Source organism: Puia sp. P3 (genome assembly GCF_050632245.1).
Taxonomy (GTDB): Bacteria; Bacteroidota; Bacteroidia; order Chitinophagales; family Chitinophagaceae; genus Puia.
The window spans coordinates 5,164,607-5,188,416 of sequence record NZ_CP192583.1 but is presented as its reverse complement, the minus strand read 5'-3'; the positions used below and the strand labels follow the sequence as shown (position 1 = coordinate 5,188,416).

General features: G+C 54.8%; 27 protein-coding genes and 2 pseudogenes. 18 read left to right on the top strand and 11 right to left on the bottom strand.

Going from position 1 to position 23,810, the window contains the following annotated elements; translation table 11 throughout:
* Nucleotides 1-7 precede the first annotated feature (7 nt).
* Nucleotides 8-256 (bottom strand): substrate-binding domain-containing protein, encoded by a 249-nt coding sequence (locus ACQ86N_RS32450; protein WP_431217691.1) that lies wholly within the window; start codon nt 254-256, stop codon nt 8-10.
* Entirely contained in the window at nt 229-1,038 is an 810-nt protein-coding gene (locus ACQ86N_RS32445) for a LacI family DNA-binding transcriptional regulator (protein WP_431210656.1), read from the bottom strand. Before ACQ86N_RS32445 ends, ACQ86N_RS32450 begins: the two co-directional genes overlap by 28 nt.
* Before the next feature lie 72 nt (nt 1,039-1,110).
* Between ACQ86N_RS32445 and ACQ86N_RS32440 the strand changes: the two genes are divergently transcribed.
* From ACQ86N_RS32440 to ACQ86N_RS32425, 4 genes are read left to right on the top strand one after another with little or no spacing between them, the layout of a single operon-like run.
* Nucleotides 1,111-1,698: an MFS transporter gene (locus tag ACQ86N_RS32440; protein WP_431210655.1), complete on the top strand. Its 588-nt coding sequence runs from the start codon at nt 1,111-1,113 to the stop codon at nt 1,696-1,698.
* Nucleotides 1,649-1,831: an MFS transporter gene (locus ACQ86N_RS32435; protein ID WP_431210654.1), complete on the top strand. Its 183-nt coding sequence runs from the start codon at nt 1,649-1,651 to the stop codon at nt 1,829-1,831. Before ACQ86N_RS32440 ends, ACQ86N_RS32435 begins: the two co-directional genes overlap by 50 nt.
* The gene (locus tag ACQ86N_RS32430; protein WP_431210653.1) at nt 1,819-2,466 is read left to right on the top strand and encodes an MFS transporter; all 648 of its coding nucleotides are present in this window, start codon (nt 1,819-1,821) and stop codon (nt 2,464-2,466) included. The genes ACQ86N_RS32435 and ACQ86N_RS32430 overlap by 13 nt, the downstream gene beginning before the upstream one ends.
* Nucleotides 2,467-2,526: 60 nt before the next feature.
* Nucleotides 2,527-2,892: a nuclear transport factor 2 family protein gene (locus ACQ86N_RS32425; RefSeq protein ID WP_431210652.1), complete on the top strand. Its 366-nt coding sequence runs from the start codon at nt 2,527-2,529 to the stop codon at nt 2,890-2,892.
* Nucleotides 2,893-2,997: 105 nt separating this feature from the next.
* Here ACQ86N_RS32425 and ACQ86N_RS32420 read toward each other — a convergent pair whose 3' ends face one another.
* The 4 genes from ACQ86N_RS32420 to ACQ86N_RS32405 are packed head-to-tail and all read right to left on the bottom strand — an operon-like array spanning nt 2,998 to nt 8,212.
* Nucleotides 2,998-3,558 carry a hypothetical protein gene (locus ACQ86N_RS32420; RefSeq protein ID WP_431210651.1) on the bottom strand — a complete coding sequence of 187 codons (561 nt, stop codon included), beginning with the start codon at nt 3,556-3,558 and terminating at the stop codon, nt 2,998-3,000.
* Nucleotides 3,555-3,680, bottom strand: a complete 126-nt coding sequence (locus ACQ86N_RS32415; protein ID WP_431210650.1) for a hypothetical protein — start codon at nt 3,678-3,680, stop codon at nt 3,555-3,557. Before ACQ86N_RS32415 ends, ACQ86N_RS32420 begins: the two co-directional genes overlap by 4 nt.
* A gap of 4 nt (nt 3,681-3,684) precedes the next feature.
* Nucleotides 3,685-5,109, bottom strand: a complete 1,425-nt coding sequence (locus tag ACQ86N_RS32410; protein ID WP_431210649.1) for a RagB/SusD family nutrient uptake outer membrane protein — start codon at nt 5,107-5,109, stop codon at nt 3,685-3,687.
* Nucleotides 5,110-5,128: 19 nt separating this feature from the next.
* Nucleotides 5,129-8,212, bottom strand: coding sequence for a SusC/RagA family TonB-linked outer membrane protein (locus ACQ86N_RS32405; RefSeq protein ID WP_431210648.1), 3,084 nt, complete (start codon nt 8,210-8,212; stop codon nt 5,129-5,131).
* Between the two features lie 128 nt (nt 8,213-8,340).
* On the opposite strand from ACQ86N_RS32405, the pseudogene rhaT reads away from it, so the two are divergent.
* From rhaT to ACQ86N_RS32345, 12 genes and pseudogenes are all read left to right on the top strand, one after another.
* A pseudogene (gene rhaT, locus ACQ86N_RS32400) lies at nt 8,341-9,485 on the top strand (L-rhamnose/proton symporter RhaT).
* A gap of 4 nt (nt 9,486-9,489) precedes the next feature.
* A complete protein-coding gene (locus ACQ86N_RS32395; RefSeq protein WP_431210647.1) occupies nt 9,490-9,852 on the top strand; it encodes a hypothetical protein in 363 nt (120 codons plus the stop codon).
* Nucleotides 9,788-11,611, top strand: a complete 1,824-nt coding sequence (locus ACQ86N_RS32390; RefSeq protein WP_431210646.1) for a bifunctional rhamnulose-1-phosphate aldolase/short-chain dehydrogenase — start codon at nt 9,788-9,790, stop codon at nt 11,609-11,611. Before ACQ86N_RS32395 ends, ACQ86N_RS32390 begins: the two co-directional genes overlap by 65 nt.
* Nucleotides 11,612-11,616: 5 nt before the next feature.
* On the top strand, nt 11,617-11,931 hold the full coding sequence (rhaM, locus tag ACQ86N_RS32385; protein ID WP_431210645.1) for an L-rhamnose mutarotase: 315 nt from the start codon (nt 11,617-11,619) through the stop codon (nt 11,929-11,931).
* A gap of 43 nt (nt 11,932-11,974) precedes the next feature.
* Nucleotides 11,975-13,249, top strand: coding sequence for a sugar isomerase (locus ACQ86N_RS32380; RefSeq protein ID WP_431210644.1), 1,275 nt, complete (start codon nt 11,975-11,977; stop codon nt 13,247-13,249).
* Nucleotide 13,250: 1 nt separating this feature from the next.
* The gene (locus ACQ86N_RS32375) at nt 13,251-14,705 is read left to right on the top strand and encodes an FGGY-family carbohydrate kinase (RefSeq protein ID WP_431210643.1); all 1,455 of its coding nucleotides are present in this window, start codon (nt 13,251-13,253) and stop codon (nt 14,703-14,705) included.
* A 10-nt stretch (nt 14,706-14,715) separates the two neighbouring features.
* A complete protein-coding gene (locus tag ACQ86N_RS32370) occupies nt 14,716-15,207 on the top strand; it encodes a heterodisulfide reductase-related iron-sulfur binding cluster (protein WP_431210642.1) in 492 nt (163 codons plus the stop codon).
* Complete coding sequence (locus ACQ86N_RS32365; protein WP_431210641.1) at nt 15,140-15,448, top strand: heterodisulfide reductase-related iron-sulfur binding cluster; 309 nt, start codon at nt 15,140-15,142, stop codon at nt 15,446-15,448. The genes ACQ86N_RS32370 and ACQ86N_RS32365 overlap by 68 nt, the downstream gene beginning before the upstream one ends.
* On the top strand, nt 15,445-16,122 hold the full coding sequence (locus tag ACQ86N_RS32360; protein ID WP_431210640.1) for an LUD domain-containing protein: 678 nt from the start codon (nt 15,445-15,447) through the stop codon (nt 16,120-16,122). The genes ACQ86N_RS32365 and ACQ86N_RS32360 overlap by 4 nt, the downstream gene beginning before the upstream one ends.
* The gene (locus ACQ86N_RS32355; RefSeq protein WP_431210639.1) at nt 16,013-16,834 is read left to right on the top strand and encodes an LUD domain-containing protein; all 822 of its coding nucleotides are present in this window, start codon (nt 16,013-16,015) and stop codon (nt 16,832-16,834) included. The genes ACQ86N_RS32360 and ACQ86N_RS32355 overlap by 110 nt, the downstream gene beginning before the upstream one ends.
* Entirely contained in the window at nt 16,831-17,208 is a 378-nt protein-coding gene (locus tag ACQ86N_RS32350; protein WP_431210638.1) for a hypothetical protein, read from the top strand. The genes ACQ86N_RS32355 and ACQ86N_RS32350 overlap by 4 nt, the downstream gene beginning before the upstream one ends.
* The gene (locus ACQ86N_RS32345) at nt 17,181-17,474 is read left to right on the top strand and encodes a LutC/YkgG family protein (protein WP_431210637.1); all 294 of its coding nucleotides are present in this window, start codon (nt 17,181-17,183) and stop codon (nt 17,472-17,474) included. Before ACQ86N_RS32350 ends, ACQ86N_RS32345 begins: the two co-directional genes overlap by 28 nt.
* A 74-nt stretch (nt 17,475-17,548) precedes the next feature.
* On the opposite strand, the gene ACQ86N_RS32340 is transcribed toward ACQ86N_RS32345, so the two are convergent.
* The 4 genes and pseudogenes from ACQ86N_RS32340 to ACQ86N_RS32325 form a co-directional block, all read right to left on the bottom strand.
* Nucleotides 17,549-19,156: a RagB/SusD family nutrient uptake outer membrane protein gene (locus tag ACQ86N_RS32340; protein ID WP_431210636.1), complete on the bottom strand. Its 1,608-nt coding sequence runs from the start codon at nt 19,154-19,156 to the stop codon at nt 17,549-17,551.
* Between the two features lie 21 nt (nt 19,157-19,177).
* Nucleotides 19,178-19,711 carry a hypothetical protein gene (locus ACQ86N_RS32335; protein ID WP_431210635.1) on the bottom strand — a complete coding sequence of 178 codons (534 nt, stop codon included), beginning with the start codon at nt 19,709-19,711 and terminating at the stop codon, nt 19,178-19,180.
* Nucleotides 19,712-19,892: 181 nt separating this feature from the next.
* Nucleotides 19,893-21,023: pseudogene (locus ACQ86N_RS32330) on the bottom strand (TonB-dependent receptor domain-containing protein); the annotation flags it as partial.
* A gap of 205 nt (nt 21,024-21,228) precedes the next feature.
* Nucleotides 21,229-22,146 carry a carboxypeptidase-like regulatory domain-containing protein gene (locus ACQ86N_RS32325; RefSeq protein ID WP_431210634.1) on the bottom strand — a complete coding sequence of 306 codons (918 nt, stop codon included), beginning with the start codon at nt 22,144-22,146 and terminating at the stop codon, nt 21,229-21,231.
* A gap of 255 nt (nt 22,147-22,401) precedes the next feature.
* Here ACQ86N_RS32325 and ACQ86N_RS32320 point away from each other — a divergent pair, with 255 nt between their 5' ends.
* Complete coding sequence (locus tag ACQ86N_RS32320) at nt 22,402-23,076, top strand: Ca2+-dependent phosphoinositide-specific phospholipase C (RefSeq protein ID WP_431210633.1); 675 nt, start codon at nt 22,402-22,404, stop codon at nt 23,074-23,076.
* Nucleotides 22,964-23,455 carry a Ca2+-dependent phosphoinositide-specific phospholipase C gene (locus ACQ86N_RS32315; protein WP_431217690.1) on the top strand — a complete coding sequence of 164 codons (492 nt, stop codon included), beginning with the start codon at nt 22,964-22,966 and terminating at the stop codon, nt 23,453-23,455. The genes ACQ86N_RS32320 and ACQ86N_RS32315 overlap by 113 nt, the downstream gene beginning before the upstream one ends.
* A 138-nt stretch (nt 23,456-23,593) precedes the next feature.
* Here ACQ86N_RS32315 and ACQ86N_RS32310 read toward each other — a convergent pair whose 3' ends face one another.
* Nucleotides 23,594-23,779 (bottom strand): hypothetical protein, encoded by a 186-nt coding sequence (locus tag ACQ86N_RS32310; RefSeq protein ID WP_431210632.1) that lies wholly within the window; start codon nt 23,777-23,779, stop codon nt 23,594-23,596.
* Nucleotides 23,780-23,810: the final 31 nt, after the last annotated feature.

Sequence of the window (23,810 nt, the reverse complement as noted above, 5' to 3'; positions counted from 1 at the left end):
GGGTGGTTCACGATTTTTGACTGGAGGCCCGGACGGTGAGTTCGGTATTCAGGACGCGTGTTTCAAATTTAGTTACGGGGTGTTTGCTTTCGATCAGCTGGATCAGCATTTCCATTGCCACCTGGCCCATTTCGAAGGCGGGCTGGCGGATGCTGGTGAGGGATGGTTGGAAGATGTCGGTCAGCTGTGAGTTGGTAAATCCGACGATGGCGATGTCATCGGGTATTCTCACTTTTCTTCTTGCGAGGGCGGACAGGCAGCCGGTCGAGAGTTTGTCGCTGGCGGCGACGATGGCGTCGGGTTTTTCTTCAGCCGGAGCAGGCTGTCTACTGCCTCTTCGGTCTCTTTGTCTATGAGGCCGCCGTATTTACAATATTTTACCAGCGTTTCATCATAACGGATATGGTGGTCTGCCAGGGCTGCTTTGTAGCCGGCCAGTCTTTCCTTTGTTATGGAAAGGTAGGGAGAGATGGTCAGGTGGGCGATGCGCCGGAAGCCCTGGTTGATGAGGTGTTCGGTGGCCTGGTAGGCGCCGTTGAAGTTGTTGGCGATCACTTTATGGGTGGTCATCTCTTCGGTGATCCGGTCGAAGAATACGATGGGCAGGCCGCGGTCGTGGAGTTTGTTGAGGTGGGAAAGGTCGGTCGTTTCGGTAGAGAGTGATACGAGGAGGCCGTCAACCGATCGGGAGGCGAGGTATTGGGTATTGGAGACTTCGCGTTCGAAGGATTCGTGGCTTTGGGAGATGATGACGTAGTAGCCTTGTTTATAGGCGACGGATTCGATGCCGTTGATGACCTGGGAGAAGAAGTTGTTGGCGATCTCACAGACGACGATGCCGATGGACCGGCTTCTTTTTTCTTTCAGGCTAAGGGCGATGGGGTTTGGGCGATAGTTGAGTTTCCCGGCGTATTCGAGGACGGCTTTGCGGGTTTCGGCGCTGATCTCGTAGCTGCCTCTGAGGGCCCGGGAGACGGTCGAGGTGGAAAGGCCAAGGGCTTTGGCGATGTCCTTTATGGTAATGGCTTCAAACTTCATTCGGGTGCTGGCAAGTTTAGCAGAAACTGAATTAAAATTAATGTTATTTTCGGTGACTTAATACTGTTTGCCATGCTTTCTTACCCCGTTCGTATAGCTCTTATCGCCGCGCTTGGCGGATTTCTGTTCGGATTTGAGACCGTAGTTATTTCCGGAGCGGAGCAGACGCTCGAGAAGGTCTGGCATCTGAGCAAGTGGTGGCAGGGTTTTACGGTTTCGTCGAGTCTTTTTGGGACGATTATCGGGTCGCTGGTTGCCGGGTTCCCTGCGCAGTGGTATGGCCGGAAAAAGACACTGCAGATAGTTTCAATATTTTTTATCGTGGCGGCGGTTGGGTGTGCCTCGGTTTCTGCGTGGAGCCTTTTTATTTTCTTTCGCATTATTGGTGGATTGGCGGTGGGCGCCTCTTCGGTGATAGCGCCGATGTACATATCCGAGATCGCTCCGGCGGAGTTGAGGGGGCGTCTGGCGGGGTCGTTTCAGCTGAACATCGTGGCGGGTATTTTTATCGCCTATCTGACCAATTTTGGTTTTTCCGGGCTGGGGCCGGATGCACTGGCGCTGGATGCTGGGCGTTATGACGATACCTGCGGTCCTGTTTGCGGTATTATTGTTCAGGATACCCGAGAGTCCGCGCTGGCTGATCCTGAACAGCAATGAGGCGGCGGCGAGGCCGGTGCTGGCGAGGCTGGGAGAAGCCAATGTGGAGGGCGCGATAGGGGTGATCCGCGCTTCGGTGAAGGAGCACGAGGGCGCTTCTGCCCGGGAAAGCCTTTTCAGGTGCGGTATCTGAAGCCTATCCTGTATGCGGTATTGCTGGCGATGTTCAATCAGCTGTCGGGCATCAATGCCATACTTTATTATGCGCCGCGGATCTTTCAGATGGCGGGTTTCGATCAGGGGCAGGCTTATCTGCAGCCCGTCTATATCGGTGCGGCCAATCTGCTGTTTACGCTGATCGCGATGACGGTGATCGATAAGTTCGGAAGGAAGAAATTACTGATCATCGGGTCGCTGGGGATGATCGTGTTCCTTGGGCTGACGGCTCTTTTCTTCCGCAGTGTGGATCTGAGCGGTGTTGTGTCGGGGCAGGCGGCCGGGAACAATAAATTTGTGTTGCTATACCTGATCGGGTTCATAGCGTTCTTTGCGTTCTCGCAGGGTGCGGTCATCTGGGTCTTTATTTCGGAGATCTTCCCCAACTCTGTGCGGTCGCAGGGCGGGTCGCTGGGGAGTTTTACGCACTGGATCATGGCGGCGATCATTTCCACGACTTTTCCCGTCATTGTTGAAGGGAGCAGGCTGGGGGGATATTATTCCTTTCTGTTCTATACGGTGATGATGGTGGCTCATCTGTTGTTCGTGTGGTTTTTCTGCCGGAGACGAAGGGGAGGACGCTGGAGGAGATACAGAAGGAGTTGGGGATAAAGTAGGGGTGTGAACCGGTGGACCGTGAGGTGAAGGAATGTAAAAACTAAAATTCAGAATATGAAAAAGTTATTGTTTGCTGTTGTTATGCTGGCTGGTGTCGGCGGTGTTCGCGCACAGAGTGATGCTGCTTCGAAGGATGTGGCTGCTGCGGTGGAGTCGCTGCGTAAGGCGCTGATCGATCCGACGAAGGAGAATCTGGATGCGATCGCGATGGACGAGCTGACCTATGGCCATTCCAACGGGGTTATTCAGGACAAGGCCGCGTTCGAAGAGGCGCTGCTGTCGAAGAAGTCAGATTTTGTGACGGTCGACCTTACGGATCAGACGATCAGGGTGGTTGGTAATACGGCGTGGGTGAGGCATACCTTGTCTGCGACGAATAATGACGGGGGAAGCCGGGGACGGCGCATCTTTATGTGTTGACGGTGTGGACGAAGGTGAAGGGAAAGTGGAGGTTGCTAGCGAGGCAGGCGGTGAAGGTGCCGGTATCATGAAATTGAAAGGGCGGGCTGAAAACAGCCCGCCTTATTATTGTGGTCGGTAGGAGGGGCAGGCGTCCACTACGTGGATCGGGCCGTTAGTGCTAAGGATGCCGCCGGTGCGGACGTCCACATAGTTGGAGGAGCCGACGAAGCCGTTGATCCGGATCTTGCCGTCGCTGGTGTTGACCCGTTCGAGGGTTATGATGCTTTTGGGGTTCAGGGTGTCGGAACCGGGGGTTTGAAGGGTGTTGGCGGTGACCTCGACGGGAGTGAGGTTCTCGTATGTATAGCTGCCCTGTACGATAAGATACTGGAGCCAGCTTTTGACCTGCGCGGGGGAGTAGTCGGTCCAGGAGGTGGCGGGGCGCAAAGGATTGGACACGAGATAGGATCCCCAGTAACAAGTATTGGTTGCTACTATCGGCGCCGTCGAGGTCAAGCTGATAACGGCATTGTTGTGCAGGAAGATAAAGGTCCTGCCGGGTTTGGTATATTCATTGGTGTCAATCCCCGAATAGATGACTGCTTCGTACATTCTTTTGAGCACGGTATCGATGCTGGAAGGGTCGGCTCCCGCCCTCGATCTCAGATACTGCCAGGCGTTCATTTTGACGTGCGGGTCCAGCAGGTATGGGTGGTGCCCGGTGTCTTCCTGGAGGGGAAGGCCGGCGAATTTTTGCAGCCTGCGAGCGCGAGAAGGACGGCGGAGAAGATAAGTATCTGTTTCATATGGTTAGTTGTAAGGTTGATTTTGGGTGAGTTTGGGATTGGCGTTGAGCACGGTGATGTTCAGGGGCCAGAGGATGGTTCGGGAGTCCAAGGCAAAGGGCTGGGCGTCGGGCTTGCGGACCTTGATGATCGGGTCCATGACCGTCGGCACGAGGCCGTTGCGTACCAGGTCGAAGAACCTGCGGCCCTCTGCGAAGAATTCGTATTGTCTTTCCGTTAGTATAGCGTTGCTCATGGTTGTGGAGTCGGGGAGGGCGGTCGCCGTATAGGCGGTCAGCCCGGCGCGGGTATGTACCTGGTTGAGCAGGGTCAGCGCAGTGGCCCTGTCGCTGAGGTTGTTGGCCGCCTCGGCCCGCAGGAGGATCATATCAGCAAAACGGTACATGGGGAAATAGACGTTCGCCTGGTTGTTGGCGGGATAGATCTGGTTGCCCTTCGCGTCCAAATTGACCGCATAGAATTTGAGGGTCTTGTCGTGCGCTTTTACTTTCAGGTCGACGGACTGCGCGCTGCGGATATCGGTGGGCGTGGTAGAGAAATAGTTCCAGACCAGGTCCGAGATCTTGAACGTGCTGTTGGTGTTGCCGGCGCCGATCTGTCCCGAGATTCCGGCTCCTCCGTCGGTAGTCCAGTCCCAGTAGATGCTCCAGATATTTTCCACGGTCTTGTCGGGCGCAGTCATCAAATTCTTCCAGGTGGCGGTGGGTTCGAGCTTGTATCGGCCGAGGCCTGTGATCTTGTTGTACCAGCCGATGGCCCCGGCGTAGTCGTGTTTCCACATGCTGACGTCCAGCAGCAGGGCGTAAGTGAGGCCGAGGTTGGCTTCCCAGACCGTCTTTTGGGCAGGGTCTGAAAGGCTCGCGGCGGTCAGCAGGTCGGGGATGACGAGGCTGTCCAGCACGGTATTGGCGGGCGTCCGGGATTTGTAGGGATCGATACCAACGCTGTCGTAGGGAATCTTCCACACCGGCGCGTCACCCCATACCCTCACCAGCTGGAAATAGCACCAGGCCCGAACATTATAAGCTTCAGAAAGATAGTAGTTGATGGTCTTGGGGTCGATGCCCGGCTGAAGCGCCTTTACCTGCGGGACGTGTTTTAGGAGGTCGTTGGCCCTTCCGATGACGGTATAGAGCGGGCTCCAGTCGGAGCCGTTGATAGAAGAGGTGAGGCCGTTGGTATAGTAGGACACGTTCCCGTATTTGGGGTTGTCATAAAAATTATCGCTGCGGGAGTCGCCGTAGTAAAAGTAGCCGGTGGTGCAGACGTCCTGCATGCCGCTGTACATCCCCGCAATGGCGGCTTTGATGTCGTCTTCCGTGTGCCAGAAGGTGCTGGTCCTGATCTCGGTCTGGGGTTGTTTGTCGAGGAATTTGCTGCAGCCTGTCAGCGTCAGGACTGAAGCCAGTAGATATAGTAGCCTGTTCATTTGTCAATATGTTTGTTGGTTAGAAGTAAAGGTTGATACCTACGCCTATTTCCCTGCGGCGGGGGTAAGCGCCGCCGTCCTGTCCCAGCTGCAGCGGGTCGCTGGATGGGAACTCGGGGTCATACCAGGTGTATTTGGTCCAGGTCAGCAGGTTGCTGCCATAGATGTAGGCGTTGATGCTCTGCGCAAACGCTTTTTTTGACAGCGTCGCGGGCAGCGCGTAGTTGAGCTGCAGGTAGGCCAGGCGGATGAAGGAGCCATCCTCTATGAATCGGTCGCTTACGCGGACATTGCCTACGCTGCTGCTGCGATAGACGGGCACGTTGGTGACGTCGCCCTGTTTCCTCCACATATTGTAGATGACGTAGGGCTGGGGGATGATATTGGCGGTGCCGTAGTCGTCAAGGACCCTTGCCGCGTTGTTGTAGATCTTGTTCCCCCACTGGGTATTGATGGTAAATGAGAGGGAGAACTGCTTGTAGCGGAAGGTGTTCATGACGGCGAAGTAGAATTTGGGCTGGGCGTTGCCGAGCACCATCCGGTCGGCATTGTCTATGACGCTGTCCCTGTTGGGATTGGCGAATTCGACGTCGCCGCCTTTGAGTTTGGTCGACCTGCCGTAGAGGCTGTGTACGGGTCCGGAGTAGGGCTGGCCTTTGAAGGTATATCCCAGGAAATTGCCGGTTTTGTCGAAGTTGGGGGTGAGGCGTTCCCAGTTGTCGTTGTAGGCGTTGGACTGGTCGTAGGCGTAGACGCCTAGTTGTCGCCAGCCGTAGAAGTCTCCCAGCGCGCCGCCTTCGCGGATGAGCCATGCGGCATTTCCGGCGTCGCTGCTGTTGCCGGAGATAAAGGACTGGCCGCCGTTGAGCTTTTTGACGACGCCTCTTTCTATGGAGAGGTTGTAGCTGACGAGCCAGTCGAAATTACGCTTAACGATCGGCCTGCCCGTGAGCGAAAGCTCGAAGCCTTTGTTCCGGATGGTGCCTACGTTGACGCGTACGCTGCTGTAGCCGGTCTCGCGTGGAAGGGGTCGGCTATAGAGCATGTCGCTGGTGGTTTTGATATAATAGTCGGCGACGACGAGCAGTCTTCCGTGGAAGAAGCTGAGGTCCATGCCGACGTCGCTCTGGAGGGTACTTTCCCATTTGAGGTTGGGGTTGCCGATGGTCGTGTTGGGTGCGACGCCCGACTGGTGGTTGTAGAAATAGCTGCCGAAGTCGTATTTGTTCTGCGCGTCGTAGTTGCCGATGCGTTCGTTGCCGGTCTGGCCGATGCTGACGCGGAGTTTGCCGTCATCCATCACGTTGTTGGTCCAGCGCATGAAGTTCTCGTCGCTGAAGCGCCAGGCTACGGCGCCGGAAACGAAATTGCCCCAGCGGTTGTTCGCGCCAAAACGTGACGAGCCGTCCCTTCTTACCAGCGCGTTGGCGATATATCTCCCCTTATAGCTGTAGGAGGCTCTTCCGAAGACAGATGCGAGGGAATTTCCTGAGGCGTCGGTTGTAGTACCCGAGGGTACCAGCGTGCCGGAATTGAGGGTCAGGACGTCTTCGCTAACGTAGTTGACGGCTGCCAGGGAGGCGCTGTTTGACTGTGTATTCTCGGCGCTGAAGCCGGCCATCGCTGTAATAGAGTGGTCCTTACCGATATATTTGTTATAGTTGAAGAAGGCCTGGTACTGCCAGTTGACAGACCGGGTGAAGCCTTCTTTCCCGCTGTTGGTGAGGGGATTGGCCGAGCTCAGCAGTTTGGGCAGAAAGCCCTGCGTTCTGCCTTCGTTGTAGTTGACCACGGCGTTGGTGGTAAAGCGCAGGGAAGGCATGAACTGGTATTCGATCTGGTTGAACAGGGTGCCCTGATAGTTCTGGAACTTGTTGACCTGCAGCAGCGCGACGGACAGCGGGTTTCGCCGGCCGCTGATATAGCCTGTCAGTGAGCCGTCGGGATAGTAGATGGCGTAGTTGGCCGGCCGCTGGAAGGCCTGGAAAATGGTATTGCCTTCGTCGATCTTGTTGCCGGTAGAGTACCCGAACTGGAAACGGCTGGTGTATTTAAATTTCGTGGAGGGCGAGTATTCGATGTTGGCGCGGAACAGCAGGGATTTGGCGTAGCTGTTGACAACGAGGCCCTGGTCGTCGAGGGCGCGGACGCTGGTAAAGTAGTTCATGTTCTTTGCGCCGCCGCTGACGCCGAAGTCGAACTGGTTCCTTTGGGCGACACGTGTGAGGACGTCCTGATAGTCGTTGTCGGCGTTGAAGCTGGGGTTCAGCGAGTCGGTGTTGCCGCCGGCGGTGGGGCTGTTCTGCTGCTCCTGCCGGTAGAGGCGTACTTCTTTGGAGTTGGCCTGGGGCAGCTTGTGCGCGAGGATACCCGAAGTATGCAGGAACTGGAAATTGATCCTGGGCTTGCCTTCCGCGCCTCTTTTGGTGGTGATGATGATGACGCCATTGGCTGACCGGGAGCCGTAGATGGCGGCGGAGGCGGCGTCTTTCAGGATCTCGACGGACTGGACGTCGTTGGGGTTGACCCAGTCCATGTTGTCGGAGAGCACGCCGTCGATGACGTATAGCGGATTGTTGCCCGCGCTGGAAAAGGTCGAGTAGCCGCGGATGCGGATGCTGGGCTGGGCGCCGGGTACGGAACTGGTGGTCACCAGCACTCCTGCGGCCATGCCCTGGAGGGCGTCTCCGAGTGAGGTCGGGTGGCGCTCTTCGAGCTGTTTGGCGGAGATGGAGGTGATGGAACCTGCGACGTCGCGTTTTTTGGCCGTACCGTAGCCGATGACGATGACGTCGTTCATGTTGTTGTTGGCCTCGTTGAGGGTGATGGCCATTTTTTGCCGCTTGCCCGCGGGTTCTTCCCTGCTGTTGTAGCTCACCAGAGAGAAGACAAGGATCGATTGGGGGGAGGGGACAGAGACACTGAACCGGCCGCTGCTGTCGGTAGTGGTGCCGGTGTTGGTGTTTTTGATCGTGACGCTGACGCCGGAAAGGGGGTTACCTTTGGCGTCCCGGACCGTACCGCCGACCTTTGCGGTCTGGGCGTGGGAAAGGAGTGGAATGCACAGTAAGCACCAAAATAGTGGCAGGATGTGTTGTTTCATATAGCAAGTCAGTTAAGAGTATTGCAAGTAAGCATAGTTTGGCACGGCCGTATTCCGCCTGATTAGCCTGTTAACAAGCAATTTTGGCGTAGGAGGGCGGGGGGCTGGTTTGGGTGCCATGACAGTGCATGACAGCGAAGTCGGGCTTCCCCCTATATTCGCGTATTGCAGCCATATCGAAAATTTTCGACTACATGATACTATTTGGAATTCTCTTTCATTTTATCGGCGGATTTGCATCGGGTAGTTTTTATATACCGTATAAAAAGGTGCGCGAGTGGTCCTGGGAGAGTTACTGGATCGTCGGGGGGCTTTTTCCTGGCTGATCATTCCTCCGCTGGCGGCCTGGCTAACGGTGCCTCATTTTGGCGAGATCATCGGGCAGGCTTCGGCGGCAACGCTGGGCTGGACCTTTTTCTGGGGCATACTCTGGGGTATCGGTGGGCTGATGTACGGGCTGGGTATGCGTTATCTGGGGATGTCGCTTGGTAATTCGGTCCTGTTGGGTTTTACGTCTGCGTTTGGGGCATTGGTGCCTTCTATCTACTACAATATTGTTCATACTCCTGGAAAGACGACCTTTCATGAGCTGCTGACCACATCATGGGGGCGGATCGTGCTGGGAGGGGTTATCCTCTGTCTGCTTGGGATATATATATGCGGCAGGGCGGGGGTATTGAAAGAAAAGGAACTGCCCGAGGAAAAGAAGAAGGAAAGCATCAAGGAGTTCAACCTTGTAAAAGGGCTTGTCGTCTGTACTATCTCGGGGATACTCAGCGCTTGTTTCAACTACGGCATCGAGGCGGGAAGTCCGATGGCGGAGATGGCCAACCAGTTGTGGAAGGCTGCGCATCCCGCCGTGGATGGGAAATTCCTGTATCAGAATAATGTTACCTATATCGTGCTGCTCTGGGGCGGACTCACTACCAATTTTGTCTGGTGTATGTTCCTGAATGCAAGGAATAAGACTTTTGGCGACTATACGAACAGGAAGACACCACTGCTGAATAACTACTTTTTTGCGGCGCTGGCGGGGACGATCTGGTTCCTGCAGTTCTTTTTTTATGGGATGGGGGAAAGCCGTCTTGGGAATGGGGCGAGCTCCTGGATATTGCATATGGCGTTCATTATCCTTGTCGCGAATTGCTGGGGGATTGCGCTGAAGGAATGGAATGGCGTGAGCGCCAAAACGAGGGCGACGATCACGGTGGGGATCATCGCGATATTGTGCTCTGTGATACTGGTCGGGTATGGAAATTCACTTAAAGCTTAAGTATATGTCTGCTACAACAACGAAATTCAAGCATGTCAGTTATTTGTGGGATGAGAAGAAAGCGGCCGAACTGGCGGGCGATGAAGTCGCGCTACTTATATACCGGTCGAATCTGTTAGGCGCGGATCTGCGTCTGACCAATTATGGTGGGGGAAACACCTCCTGTAAAGCGGTGGCAAAGGACCCTTTGACGGGAAGGGAGACGGAAGTCATGTGGGTTAAGGGTTCCGGCGGAGACCTGGGAACTTTGAAGCGAAGCGGTTTGGCTGCGCTGTATGTTGACAGGCTGCAGGCTCTGAAGAATGTCTACCGCGGGATCGTTCATGAGGACGAGATGGTCGAGTTGTTCAACCACTTGTATCTATGATCTCAATTCCAAGGCGCCTTCGATAGATACGCCGTTGCATGGATTTTTGCCGTTTGCGCATATCGATCACCTGCATCCGGATGCGGCCATTGCTATTGCCGCGGCGAAGGACGGGAAGAAGATCACGCAGGAGCTGTTTGGCGGCAAGATCGGGTGGGTGGAATGGCAGAGGCCTGGATTCGATCTGGGGCTGAAGCTGCGCCAGTGTCTGGATGAGAATCCCGGGATCCGGGGGATCATGCTGGGATCGCATGGGCTGTTCACGTGGGGCGATACGGCATATGAAAGTTATATAAACACGCTGGAAGTGATCGAGCGGTGCGCGCAGTATATGGAGGATAATATCGGAAAGCGCGGGCCGGTGTTCGGGGGTGAAAAGCTGAAGGCTCTGCCTGCTGCTGAACGGCTTTCGCGGGCGGCTGCTCTGGCTCCGGTGCTGCGTGGTTTTTGCTCTTCGAAGGTGAAGATGATCGGTCATTTTACGGATGACGCGCGGGTTCTGGAGTTTATCGATTCCAAAGACCTATCCCGTCTGGCCCCGATGGGAACGAGCTGTCCGGACCATTTCCTTCGTACGAAGATAAGTCCGCTGGTGTTGGACCTTGCGACTTCGGAGGATCTTTCGGATGTGGTGGCAGTGAAGGCCAAACTGGCGCCTCAATTTGAAGCATACCGTGCGATGTATGCGGAGTACTACGAATCCTGCAAGCATCCGAACAGTCCGGCGATGCGTGACCCCAATCCTGTGGTCATCCTGTACCCGGGGGTGGGTATGTTCACGTTCTCGAAGGACAAGCAGACGGCGCGGGTTGCGGCGGAGTTCTATATCAATGCGATCAATGTGATGAAGGGGTCGGAGGCTGTTTCGTCGTATACGTCACTGCCGCGGCAGGAGGCCTTTAATATCGAGTACTGGTTGCTGGAAGAGGCGAAGCTGCAGCGTATGCCCAAACCCAAGGCGTTGTCCGGCCGCATTGCGCTGGTGACGGGTAGTGCCGGTGGGATCGGGAAGGCTATTGCGAGGAAGTTTGCCGACGAGGGGGCTTGTGTCGTCATCAATGATAATGATGAGGGTAGACTGGAAGCAGCCAGCAAGGAGTTTATAGCTGGGTACGGAAAGGACGCGTTTATCGGGGAAGTGCTGGATGTGACGAGCGCCTCAAGGATCAAGGCAGTCTATGACGCCGCGGCTCTGGCGTTCGGAGGAATAGATATTGTCGTCAACTGTGCGGGGCTGTCGATCTCGAAGCCGTTGCAGGATCATACGGAGAAGGACTGGGACATCCTTTATGATGTATTGGTAAAGGGCCAGTTCCTGGTGACCCAGGCGGGTGTGGAGGTGATGCGCAAGCAGGATATCGGTGGGGACGTATTGAATATCGTGAGCAAGAACGCGCTGGTGTCGGGTCCCAACAATGCTGCGTATGGCTCGGCTAAAGCGGCGCAGCTGCATCTTTCGCGTCTGAATGCGGCGGAGCTGGGCGGCGACAGGATCAGGGTGAATGTCGTGAATCCCGATGCGGTGATCTCGGATAGCAAGATCTGGGAAAGCGGCTGGGCGGAAGGCCGGGCAAAGGCCTATGGTGTCAAGGTCTCCGAGTTGCCGGCGTATTATGCGAAGAGGACGTTATTGAATGAGATCATTTTGCCGGAAGATATCGCCAATGCGTGTTTTGTACTGGTTGGTGGGTTGATGAATAAATCCACGGGGAATGTATTGAATGTCGATGGCGGGGTGGCTATGGCGTTTGTAAGATAATTTTTATGCAGCGGATCGCTTTTACAATGAAATTGTTCCCGGGCTTTGAAGAAGAGTACCGGCGCCGGCATGCGGACGTCTGGCCGCGACTGGCGGCATTGTTGCGGGAGACCGGCATCCGGGAATATTCGATATTTTTGGAAGAGGGGACGCTGGTGCTGTTCGCGTGTTTCAGGATCGATGATCCGGCTTTGCTGGAAAGCCTGCCGTCCCATCCTGTGATGAAGGAGTGGTGGGATTATATGAAAGATATTATGGAGTCGCATCCGGATAATTCGCCTGTGACGCGGCCGATGAAGGAAGTATTTTATATGCCTTAGGCCCCGCGAATGTGGGTAGGTTGAAATTCTAAATCATTTGTTTATGCAGATAGAGAAATATAAGATAGAAGAGCACAACCAGGGTTTGCTGAAGGAGCATCGCCGGAGGTTGGATTTTGTTGCTCAGGGCTTGAGGGACGTCGAGGGGCTGTTGGGCAAGCTGGTGGAATTTCAGGTAGCTATTCCGAGCTGGGCGTTGGGTACGGGAGGAACGAGGTTTGGCCGGTTTTCGGGTGGTGGTGAGCCTCGCAGTCTGGAGGAGAAGATCGAAGACGTGGGTTTGCTGCATGCGCTGAATGGCAGCAGCGGGGCCATTTCGCTGCATATCCCCTGGGATATTCCGAAGCAGGCGGGTTCGATCAGGGCTCTGGCGGCGCAGTACGGGCTGAAGTTCGACGCGATGAATTCGAATACGTTCCGGGACCAGGCGGGGCAGGAACTCAGTTATAAGTTTGGCTCGCTGCAGCATGTGCGGAAGGATGTCCGGAAGCAGGCGATCGATCATAATATCGAGGTTATTAAGTATGGAGAACAGCTGGGATCGAAGTCGCTGACTGTCTGGTTGTCGGACGGATCTTGTTTTCCGGGGCAGCTGAATTTCCGGCAGGCGTTTCAGAATACGCTGGAGGGTTTGCAGGAGATATATGCTGCGTTGCCGGCTGACTGGAAGATGTTTGTCGAGTACAAGGCGTTCGAGCCTAATTTTTATTCCACTACAGTCGGAGACTGGGGACAGAGTCTGTTGTATGCTTCGAAGCTGGGGCCTAAGGCGTATACGCTGGTGGACCTGGGGCATCATCTGCCGAATGCGAATATCGAGCAGATCGTCGCCCTGTTGCTGATGGAGGGTAAGCTGGGCGGATTCCATTTCAATGACAGCAAGTACGGGGATGATGACCTGACGGTGGGCAGCATCAAGCCTTATCAGCTGTTTTTGATATTCAACGAGCTGGTGGAGGGTATGGACGCGAGGGGGATGAATCATGCCACGGATCTCGGGTGGATGATCGACGCTTCGCATAATGTAAAGGACCCGCTGGAAGACTTGCTGCAGTCGGTGGAAGCGATCATGCTGACCTATGCGCAGGCGTTGCTGGTAGACAGAAAGCGCCTGGTGGCGGCGCAGCAGGGTAATGATGTCGTGGCGGCGCAGGAGCTGCTGCAGGGTGCCTTCCGGACGGATGTGCGGGCGTTGGTGGCGGAGGCCAGACTGCGGGCCGGCGGTGCGCTGGATCCTCTGGCGTTGTACAGGGCCGGGAAGGTAAGGGAACATTTGATAAAAGAAAGAGGTGCGGGGACCGTAGCTACAGGATTATAATATGAATGTCATAGCCATATTTGATATTGGTAAGACCAATAAGAAGCTATTCCTTTTTGACGAGCACTATAAGATCGTCTGGGAGCGGTCGACCGTGTGTGACGCCGTGTCGGACGAGGACGGGGATACCTGTGAGGATGTGTTGGCGCTGCGGGAGTGGGTTTGTCAGTCTTTGGCCGAGCTTTCGGCGCTGAAGGAATTCGATGTGCGGGCGATCAATTTCTCCGCGTATGGGGCCAGTTTTGTTCATATCGGGCAGGATGGTCAGCCGGTTGCTCCGTTGTACAATTACCTGAAGGCTTATCCGGAGGAGCTTAAGAAGAAATTTTACGATAGCTATGGGGGAGAGGTGACGTTTTCGATGCTGACGGCGTCGCCGGTGCTGGGGAGTCTGAACTCGGGGATGCAGTTGTACCGGATCAGGGAGCTGCAGCCGGAGTTGTTTGGCCGGATAAAGTACTCGCTGCATTTGCCGCAGTGGCTGAGCTATCTGCTGACGGGGCGGGCGTATTCGGATATAACGAGTATCGGGTGTCATACGAATCTGTGGAATTTTTCGCAGGCGAATTATCACGAGTGGGTGTATCGCGAGGGAATTATTGAAAAGCTGGCGCCGATAGCGCCTTCTACCAGTGTTGTGCCGATCGGTGCGGCGGGGTCGGGGGTGACGGCCGCAGGGTTGACGGCTTCGGAGGTGACGGGGGATGCGGCTATTCCGGCGTTTCCCGGGCCGCCTTTCCCGACGAAGATGCCGGCGATACCGATCGCGGGGATCGGGCTGCACGATAGTTCGGCGGCGATAATCCCGTACCTGGAAAGTTTTAGGGAGCCTTTTGTGCTGATCTCTACGGGGACCTGGTGTATCTCGATGAATCCTTTCAATGATTCGCCGCTGACGGTGGCGGAGCTGCAGAAGGATTGTTTGTGTTATATGAGTTATCAGGGCAAGCCGGTGAAGGCTTCCCGGTTGTTTGCGGGGTATGAGCATGAGCAGCAGGTGCGGAGGCTGGCCGATCATTTTCATAAGTTGCCGGCGTATGCGGCGACGGTAGATTTTGATCCGGAGTTGGTGGAGGGGTTGAGGGAGATGGGGGTCGGTGCGGGGGATGGGGATGCGGTGATGGTAGGTGCATCTGTCTTCGGGCAACGGGAGCTGACGGCTTTTATAAGTTACGAGCAGGCTTATCACAGGCTGATCATGGACATTATGGAGCAGCAGGTCGCGTCGACACAGCTGGTGCTGGAGGGGACGGAGGTGAAGCGGATATTTGTGGATGGAGGGTTTGGGAAGAACCAGGTGTATATGCATCTGCTGGCGGATGCGTTTCCCGATATAGAAGTTTTTGCGGCGTCGATACCTCAGGCGACGGCCATGGGCGCGGCTTTGGCGATACATTCGCACTGGAACAGCCGTTTTTTGCCGGGGGATATCATAGAATTGAAATATTATAAGTAGTTTTAGGGTCATGCGAGTAGGTTTGTTTATTCCCTGCTATGTCGACCAATTTTACCCTCAGGTCGGAATAGCTACGCTGGAGTTATTAGAAAAATTCGGATGTGAAGTCGTTTACCCTTCTAGTCAGACTTGTTGTGGTCAGCCGATGGCCAACTCCGGATTTGAGCATCTGACCAAGGGATGCAATGATCTGTTCATCAAAAATTTTGAGGAGTTCGATTATATAGTTTCCCCATCGGGGAGCTGTGTGCTTCATATTAAGGATCATTTGAATGGTGAGGATGGAACTGAGACGACCATCCCGAAGAAAATATACGAGTTTGTCGAATTCATGACGGATGTATTGCAGGTCGGGGCGCTTGAGGCCAGTTTTCCTTTCAAAGCTGGGTATCCATCAGAGTTGCCACGGCCAGCGGGGATTGAAGCTGGCGCAGATGAGCGAGCTGATGGCGGCGCCATTCTCCAAGCCGGAGCGGCTGTTGAAGATGGTGAAGGGCATTGAGCTTATTTCGCTGACGCGTCAGGATGAGTGCTGTGGCTTTGGCGGCACTTTTTGTGTTGCCGAGGAGGCTGTGTCGGTGAAGATGGGGAAGGACCGGGTGGCAGACCATCTCCATCATGGAGCGGAGTATATCACCGGCTCAGATATGAGTTGTCTGATGCATATGGAAGGGATATTGCACCGGCAGAAGAGCACGGTACAGGTAAAGCATATTGCAGAAATCTTGAATAGCAGGTTATGAAACAGAATGGAGGAAAGCAAGGGAAGGGGGATCATGCCGCGCTCGCGGATGCTTTCAATAAAGACGAGGCCAGGGTCAACTGGCATGACGAGACTTTATGGTGGATCCGCCAGAAACGGGATAAGGCAGCGCATACATTACCCGAGTGGGAGTTGTTGCGGGAGACGGCCTCGCGTATCAAGGACAATGTTCTGTCCAATTTAGGAGGATATCTGGAGCAGTTCGAGGCGGCGGCTACGGCCAATGGTGTCACTTTGCACTGGGCGGCAGACGCGGCCGAGCACAATGCTATTGTGCTGTCCCTATTGCGGAGGCATGGGGTGGACAAGATGGTGAAGAGCAAGTCCATGCTGACGGAGGAGTGCCATCTGAACGAGTTCCTGCAGGAGCAGGGGGTGGAAGTGATCGACACCGATCTGGGTGAGCGGGTGGTGCAGTTGGCGGAGGAGCCGCCGAGCCATATTGTGCTGCCCTGTATACATAAGAAAAAAGAAGAGATCGGAGAGCTTTTTCACGAGCATCTCGGGACGCCTGCGGGCAATGCCGATCCGCAGTTCCTGACGCATGCAGCGCGACTGCATTTACGGGAGAAATTCCCTGACCCGGCGGGCGGCACTGACGGGGATCAATTTTGCGGTGGCGGAGACGGGGGAGTTTGTGGTTTGTACCAATGAGGGAAATGCCGATATGGGGGCGCATCTGGCCGACGTGCATATCGCGTGTATGGGGATCGAGAAGCTTGTTCCTTTGAAAAAGCATCTGGGGGTGTTTTTGCGGCTGCTGACGCGGAGTGCGACGGGGCAGCCGATCACTACTTATTCGAGTCATTTTAAGAAGCCGAGGCCAGGGAAGGAGATGCATATTGTTCTTGTGGACAATGGGCGAAGCGTTCATCTGGGGCGGAAGGAGTTCAGGAATTCGCTGAAGTGTATTCGCTGTGCGGCGTGTTTCAATACATGTCCTGTTTATAGGAGGAGTGGGGGGCATAGCTATCATACGGCGGTGGCCGGGCCGATCGGTTCGATACTGGCGCCGAATCTGGACAGGGAGAAGTATGGCGATCTGCCTTTCGCGTCGACGTTGTGCGGTTCGTGTTCAAATGTGTGTCCGGTGAAGATCGATATTCACGAGCAGTTGTATAAATGGAGGCAGGTGCTGGTACAGAGCGGCCATGCGCCGCTGGCGAAGAAGGCGGCCATGAAGACGATGACCTGGGTGTTGTCGAATCCGTCGGTCTATCATGGGGCGGGGAAGATGGGGAGGTGGTTTATGCTGAATGCGCCTTTTACGGTTAATAATGGTATGAATCCGTGGTATAAGCAGCGGGATATGCCGCCTGTTCCGAAGCAGTCATTTGGTGAATGGTATAAAAAGAATAAGAAATGAGTAGTAGGGAGAATATATTAAAAACGGTGAAGGGGAATCAGCCGGAGTGGAGAGACTTGCCGTCTTTGCCTGGGGTTCCCGCGGGTGGGGATGGTTTGGGGGAGCCGGTTTCTGCGGATGAGCTTGCGGATAGTTTTGTGAAGGTGCTGGAGGCGATCGGCGGTTCGGCTTATGTGGTATCGGGGTTTGACCGGATAGCGACTATTTTGAGGGAGTTGTATCCGCGGGTTGGAAGGGTAGTGACAGCTTGTCCGGAACTGAAGGGGTTTGGGGAGTTGGCGAGGGATATGCGGATCCGCATGAGCTGGAGGATGTGGGGCTGGCTGTTTTGGCGGCGCATTTTGGCGTGGCGGAGAATGGGGCCTGCTGGATAACGGAGGACAGGATGATTGAACGGGCGTTGCCTTTTATAGCGCAGAATCTGGTGTTGGTAATAAAGAAGAAGGATGTGGTGGCGAATATGCATGCGGCTTATGAGCGGATCGCGGGGATGGATCAGGGGTATGGGTTTGCGACTTTTATTGCGGGACCGTCGAAGACGGCGGATATCGAGCAGTCGTTGGTGCTGGGGGCGCATGGGCCTAAGAGTATGACGGTGTTTTTGGTGGATGAGGAAATTAGTGATGCAGGGTTTTATTGAGAACTTTTAAGAAATAATTGAAAGATAGAAGCCGGCCTTTTTGGGGCCGGCTTTTTTGTTGGTATCGTGGTGGCTTATCGGCCGGGGTAGCCCGGGTTTTGGACCAGGTTGGTGTTTAGTTTCAACTCGTTGATAGGGATGGGGAAGAGGCGGCGGTATTCGCTCTTGTCCATGCTCAGCGCGTCGTTGGGGAGGATATATTCTTTTTCGAATTGGTTGTAGCGCAGGAGGTCGTCGCGGCGCCAGCCTTCCCGGGACAGCTCGCGGGCGCGTTCGTCGAGGAGGGTATCGAGCGTCGGGTTGGGACACTGCTGGGCGCCGGCGCGGTCGCGGAGTTTGTTGACAAGGTACAGTGGTGTCTGTAGGGTACCGTTGACCGTGGTGGCTGCAGCGCCGCGAAGGATGGCCTCGGCTTTCATCAGGTAGATGTCGGCCAGGCGGAAGACGGGGACATCGTTGCCGTTGAGGCGGGTTGCCTGGATGGTGGTCGGGTCGGGATAGTATTTGATGGAGCGGACGCCCTCGGCCTGGCTGGCGGTGGTGTTACCTACGTCCATAGGTTTGGGAGGGACGAGGATGAGGGGCGCGGTAATGACGATCTGCGTGTTGGTATTGGGATAGTAGACGGGGGTGTTGGTGAAGCCGCCGTTGCCATCGGGAACGTACTGGGGGCCAACGAGCCAGGTCTTTGTGCGGAAGTCGCCGGGGATGTTGAAGCGGGCGTAGAATTCCGGCGTAGTGCTCATGGCGATGCTCAGGCCCACGTTGAAGCCGTAGGCGTTGACCAGGTAGTAGAAGAAGCCGAAGCGGGTGAACTGGTTGCCGGGGATCTGCTGGTCATAGGGGATCGCGAAGATGGTCTCGTTGATCTGGGGACCGTTGTTGGGCAGGAAGATGTCGCGGAATTTTGTGTCCAGGAAGTAGTTCTGGTTGTTCTGGATGCTGTCTGCCATCGCCACGACGTCGGTATAGCGGGGTGTACCGATATAGACCTGAGAGTTCATATAGAGTTTTGCAAGTACGGCGAAGGCCATGGCCTTTGTGGGGCGGCCGTATTGCGTCGCGTTGGTGGCCAGGCTGCTGGTTTTGGAGGGCAGCTTTTGGGCGAGGTCTTTCATCTCGGACTCGATGAAGGCATATACCTGTGCGCGGGGCTGGGTGGCCGGAAGGCTGTCCACGGGATATTTCGTGATGATGGGAACGTTGCCGTAGAGGTCCATCATGAAAAAGTAATACAGCGCGCGCATGGCCCTGACCTCGTTGCTATAAGCGGCTTTGGTGGAATCGTTGAGCTTCGAGCTTGCGAGAACGGAGAGGATGAAGTTACAGTTGTTGATGCCTCCGCCGAAGCCCCATTGCCAGATGCCGTTGACATAGGGGTGGTCGAAGGTCCAGGTGTGGTAGTGCATCTGGCGGTATTGTCCGCCGTCGTCGAAGTTGCCGTCACGGGCGGGGAGGATGGCTTCGTCGGTGGTGAGTTCCTGCATGCGCCAGTAGGGAACGGCGAATTGCGATGAGAGGTTCGAGTACATGCTCCCCATTAGAGCGGTATAGTCGTTGGTGGTCACCGGGAAGTTGCTTTTTACGTATTGCGATTCGACCGGTACGTCCAGCTTGCGGCAGGCGCTGAAACTGATCAGGACTGCAGCCAGGGCAGAAAGATATATATATGTTCTTTTCATTGTTGTTCGAGTTTTTACAGATTAGAAATTCGCGGTTACGCCGAGGATGAAAGTGCGGGTTTTGGGATAGAAGTTCTGGTTGTCGATACCGGGTGTCAGGCCTCCGAGGTTGACCTCGGGGTCGATGCCGCGGTATTTGGTGATGACAAACAGGTTGTTGGCGGTCGCATAGAAACGGAGGCTCTTGATGCTGGTGGTATGCGGCTTGTAGGTATAGCCGAGTGTGGCATTGTCGAGCCGCAGGTAGGAGCCGCTTTCGAGAAAACGATCCGAGATCAGATAGGCGTTGATGTCGCTGTGCGACTCACCGAGTGTGAACGTCGGAATGTTCTGCAGTTTCGCGTCGACCGGGTCATTCAGGCCTGCGAGCGTGGCGTTTAGGATCTTGTTGCCGAGTACGCCGCGAACGAGAATGTTGAGGTCAAAGCCTTTGTAATAGAAATTGTTGGTCCAGCCATAGATCAGTTGTGGCTGCGCATTGCCGGAGAGGCGGGCGTCGGTGGTCAGCGGCTGGGTGGCGGTGATCGAACCGTCGGCTTTTTGGTATGTGCTCACGCCATTCTGGTTCTTGCCCATGTAGTGCCACAGATTGAAGGTGCCGAGCGCACTGGCCGGGGAGGATGATCTGGCTGTAGTTGCCGGACTGGCCTTTTCCGCCGGCTTGCGCGGTCTGGATGTAGTTGATGACGAACTTGCTGTTCGACAGGTTCTGTATCGTATTGGTATTGTGCGCTACGTTTGCCGAGGTCCTCCAGGTAAAGTCGCGGGTCTTGACGAGCGTGGCATTGACGGCGGCTTCGATACCGCTGTTCTTAATACTGCCGACGTTAGCCGTGTAGGTGGGAACGATGTACTGGGTGGCAGATACCGGATACTGGTCGTAGATGAGGTCGGAAGTCTTTTTGATATAATAGTCCAGCGAACCCGTGATACGGTTCTTCAGGATGCCGAAGTCGATGCCGATATTGGTGGTAGCCGTGCTTTCCCATTTCAGGTCCGGGTTGTCATTTCGAACGGGGGCGATCGCGTTGGTGACGTTGCCGTTGTAGATGAACTTGGGTGCCGCGGGAGTACCGTATATCAGCAGTGCGGAGAAGGCGTTGAAGCCGGTACTGTTACCCGATACGCCATAGCCGGCGCGCAGTTTGAGCATGTCGATGAGCGTGATATTCTTCATGAAGTCCTCGCTGGCGATGTTCCAGCCTGCGGAGACGGAGGGGAAGTAGCCCCAGCGGTTGTTGGCGCCGAATGCGGATGAACCGTCGTTCCTCAGCGAGCCCTGCAGAAGGTATTTATCCTGGTAGGAATACTGTACACGACCGTAGAAGGATACCAACCGGAGGGTGGATATCGGGTTGTTGTCGAAGGGTACCTGCGCCAGACTGGCGGGGTTCGACAGGTAAATGTTGTTGTACGTCAGGTTGTCGTTGGAGAAGTTCTGCGTTTGTACACCGAAGCCGTCGTTGTTACGGTCCTGCTGGTAGGAATAACCGCCAAGCAGTTTGACACTGTGTTCGCCGAAAGTGCGGTCATAGTTGAAGTAGGATTCGACAACGGTGCTGGTATTCAGATAGGAGTTGCGGATTGCCTTGCCGTTGTAGTTGAGATAGATATTCGATTTTGAAGTGGCGTAGAAGTTATACAGGTTCTGGTCGCGCTGGTTGGAGAATGACAGTGTGTATCTCAGACCTTTTATGATGTCGACCTGCGCGATCGCGTTGATCAGTGTTTTGTTGTCGTCCGTTTGGGCTGCGTTCTCGTTGATCAGCGAGAGGGGGTTGAGTGTTCCGCTGCCGGTGCGGGTGAAGTTCTCTTTATACGTCCCGTCGGGGTTGTAGGGTGCGACGGTCGGCAGATAGAACAGCATGCCGGGCAGGACGGAAGACTGGACGACGTCGTTGTTCTTCGTGTGGCTGTTGGTCAGGGTGATGCCCAGCCGGAGGCGGTTGTCGAAGAAGCGCTGGCTGAGGTAGCCTTTGAGGGTCGTACGTTCGAGTGAGGTATTTTTCAGGATACCGTTGTTCTTCAGATATGTACCGCTGCCGCCGAAGTCGGTGTTGTTGGTGGCTCCGCTAAAAGACAGGGTATGAGACTGGGACCAGCCGATCTGTTCGAGGAGGTTTTGCCAGTTGGTGTTGGAGCCGTCGTCGTCGACGCCGGGTTTCAGGGCGTCGTTGTTGGCCTTGAGGTAGCCGCGGAAGCTGGTCGCCGGTGAGCATTTTGATCTGTTTGGAGACTTCCTCGCGTGCGCCGTAGCCGTTATAGACGAGACGGGTCTGGCCAGGTTTTGCCCGTCGGGTGGTGACGATGATGACGCCGTTGGCGGCGCGTGAGCCATAGATGGATGTGGCCGATGCGTCCTTCAGCACGTCCATGCTTTCGATGTCGGCGGGGGCGAGCAGGTCGATGGATGCGCCGGGTACTCCGTCGATGACGTAGAAGGGCTCCATCGCACCGCCGGTTGAGCGGATGGTGGAGGGGCCTCTCAGGACGACGGCGGGGGCTGCGTTGGGGTCGCCGCTTTTTGTTACGTTGAGACCGGCTACTTTGCCCTGCAGGAGCTCTGCGGGTGTGGTCAGTACACCGGGATTGAAGTCTTCGGACTTGACTGTGGTGATGGAACCGGTGATATCTTTTTTTGCGGCTGTGCCGTAGCCGATGACCACTACGTCATTCAGCTGTTTGGTCTGCGAAACCAGGGTGACGTTGATGTCTTTCTCTTTGCCTATTCTGATCTCCTTCCGGACAAAGCCGACATAGGAAACCTGGAGGACTGCGCCCTGACCGTCGACGGAGATAGCGTATTTGCCTTCTGCGTCGGTGGAAGTGGCCCTGTTCGTACCTTTAACGACGATGCTAACGCCTGCTAAAGGGGTGTTGTTTTCGTCGGTGACCACCCCTTTCAGCGTGCCGGGTGCCTGCTGAAAGGCGTAAGTGGTGAGGGATAGAAACACGAGGGCTAAGAAAAAGAGCCTTGGAATTGCATTCATGATGAATGGTGTTTTGGTTTGGTGAAAAAGTTCGTTTAATGATCGATGTTATAAACCTGTTGCTAACAGTTTGGCGGCAAAGAGATAAAACACATGTTATGCAATTGTAAATGCAATGTTATTTTATGGCCGGGGGTGTCTAAAAATTTGCGTAGTCGGTGTGGAAACGTGGATAAGCGCCGAATTAACAATTCCGTAATCGGAAGTCACAGAAAAATTCGAAGGAGAAGAAAATATTTGTTGCAAATTCGCAGAATGAAAATTGTAGTCTTTTCACTTATAGGTATACTCTTATTTACCGGTGGCGATTCGGGATTTGATGATCTTCCCATCAACAGAGTACAGGTAATTGGTTCGCATAACAGTTATAAAAGGGCGATCGATACGGCGTTGTTCTCGATGTTCAGGGCGAAGAACCCGACTGCTGCCATGGGACTGGAATACAGTCATGTGCCGCTGGGTGAGCAGTTGAATCTCGGGTTGCGCAATCTCGAGATCGACGTTTATGCGGATGAGAAGGGTGGAAAGTACGCGCATCCCAGGGGGCTGGAGTGGGAAGCGTCGAGTCATCCTCCCGTCTATGATCCGGAGGGTGAGATGACCAAGCCGGGGTTCAAGGTCTTTCACGTACAGGACCTCGATTTCAGGAGCAATTGTCCGACTTTCGCGGGATGTCTGAAACAGCTGAAGACTTGGTCCGATGCGCATCCGGATCACTATCCCATATATATTACCATGAATGCCAAGGATGGGGAGATCAAGTCTCCGGGTTTTACGCTGCCGGAGAAGTTCACGGCGGAGGTATTTGACCGGCTGGATAAAGAGATCCTGGACAATCTGGGCCGTAGTTATCTTATCGAGCCCGACGATATCCGGGGGTGTCTACGACGCTGGAGGCTGCGGTGGTGGCGGGGCACTGGCCGACTATGAAGGAGGCGAGGGGAAGTTCATTTTTATCCTTGATGAGGGCGGGGAGCACAGGGCTTCGTATATACAGAATCATCCGTCGTTGAAGGGGCGGGTGTTGTTTACGGATTCGCCGGCGGGGACGCCTGAGGCTGCGTTCATGATCATGAACAATCCGAAGGATGAGCAGATCAAAGAAATGGTGAAGAAGGGGTATATGGTGCGGACGAGGGCTGATTCGGATACGAAGGAGGCTCGCGCGAATGATCGTTCCGGTTTTTTAGCGGCTTGTGCTTCGGGGGCGCAGATTATTACGACGGATTATTATTATAAGAGTAGTTTTTTTGTGTCGGATTATAGTGTTGTTTTTGAGGATGGGAAGTATGTGAGAAAACAGCCGTAAAATGTCCTGTTGAAAAAGGGCGCCCAGCGTTCGCGGAGCGCCCTTTTTGTTATTTTGTGATGATCAGTTTTTTGGTGATAAGCTTGCCGGAACGGTTTATTGTGACAAAATACGTTCCTGGGGTAAGGTCGGCGACATTTAGCTTGTAATAGAGGTTTCTGTTGAATGAGATGCTTTTTTCAGCGTCCCCAGCACGTCGTAAATATTGATTTTTACGGTCCCGGTGCCATTGTCGTCTTTTTTGGTCTCCGCCGAGCCGTCAAACGCAGCGTTGTCGTCAGTAAGGGTGACTTCGGAGATGGCGGGATTCGGGGAAAGGGTCATTGCTGATGTCCCACAGTCGACGGAGGTAAAG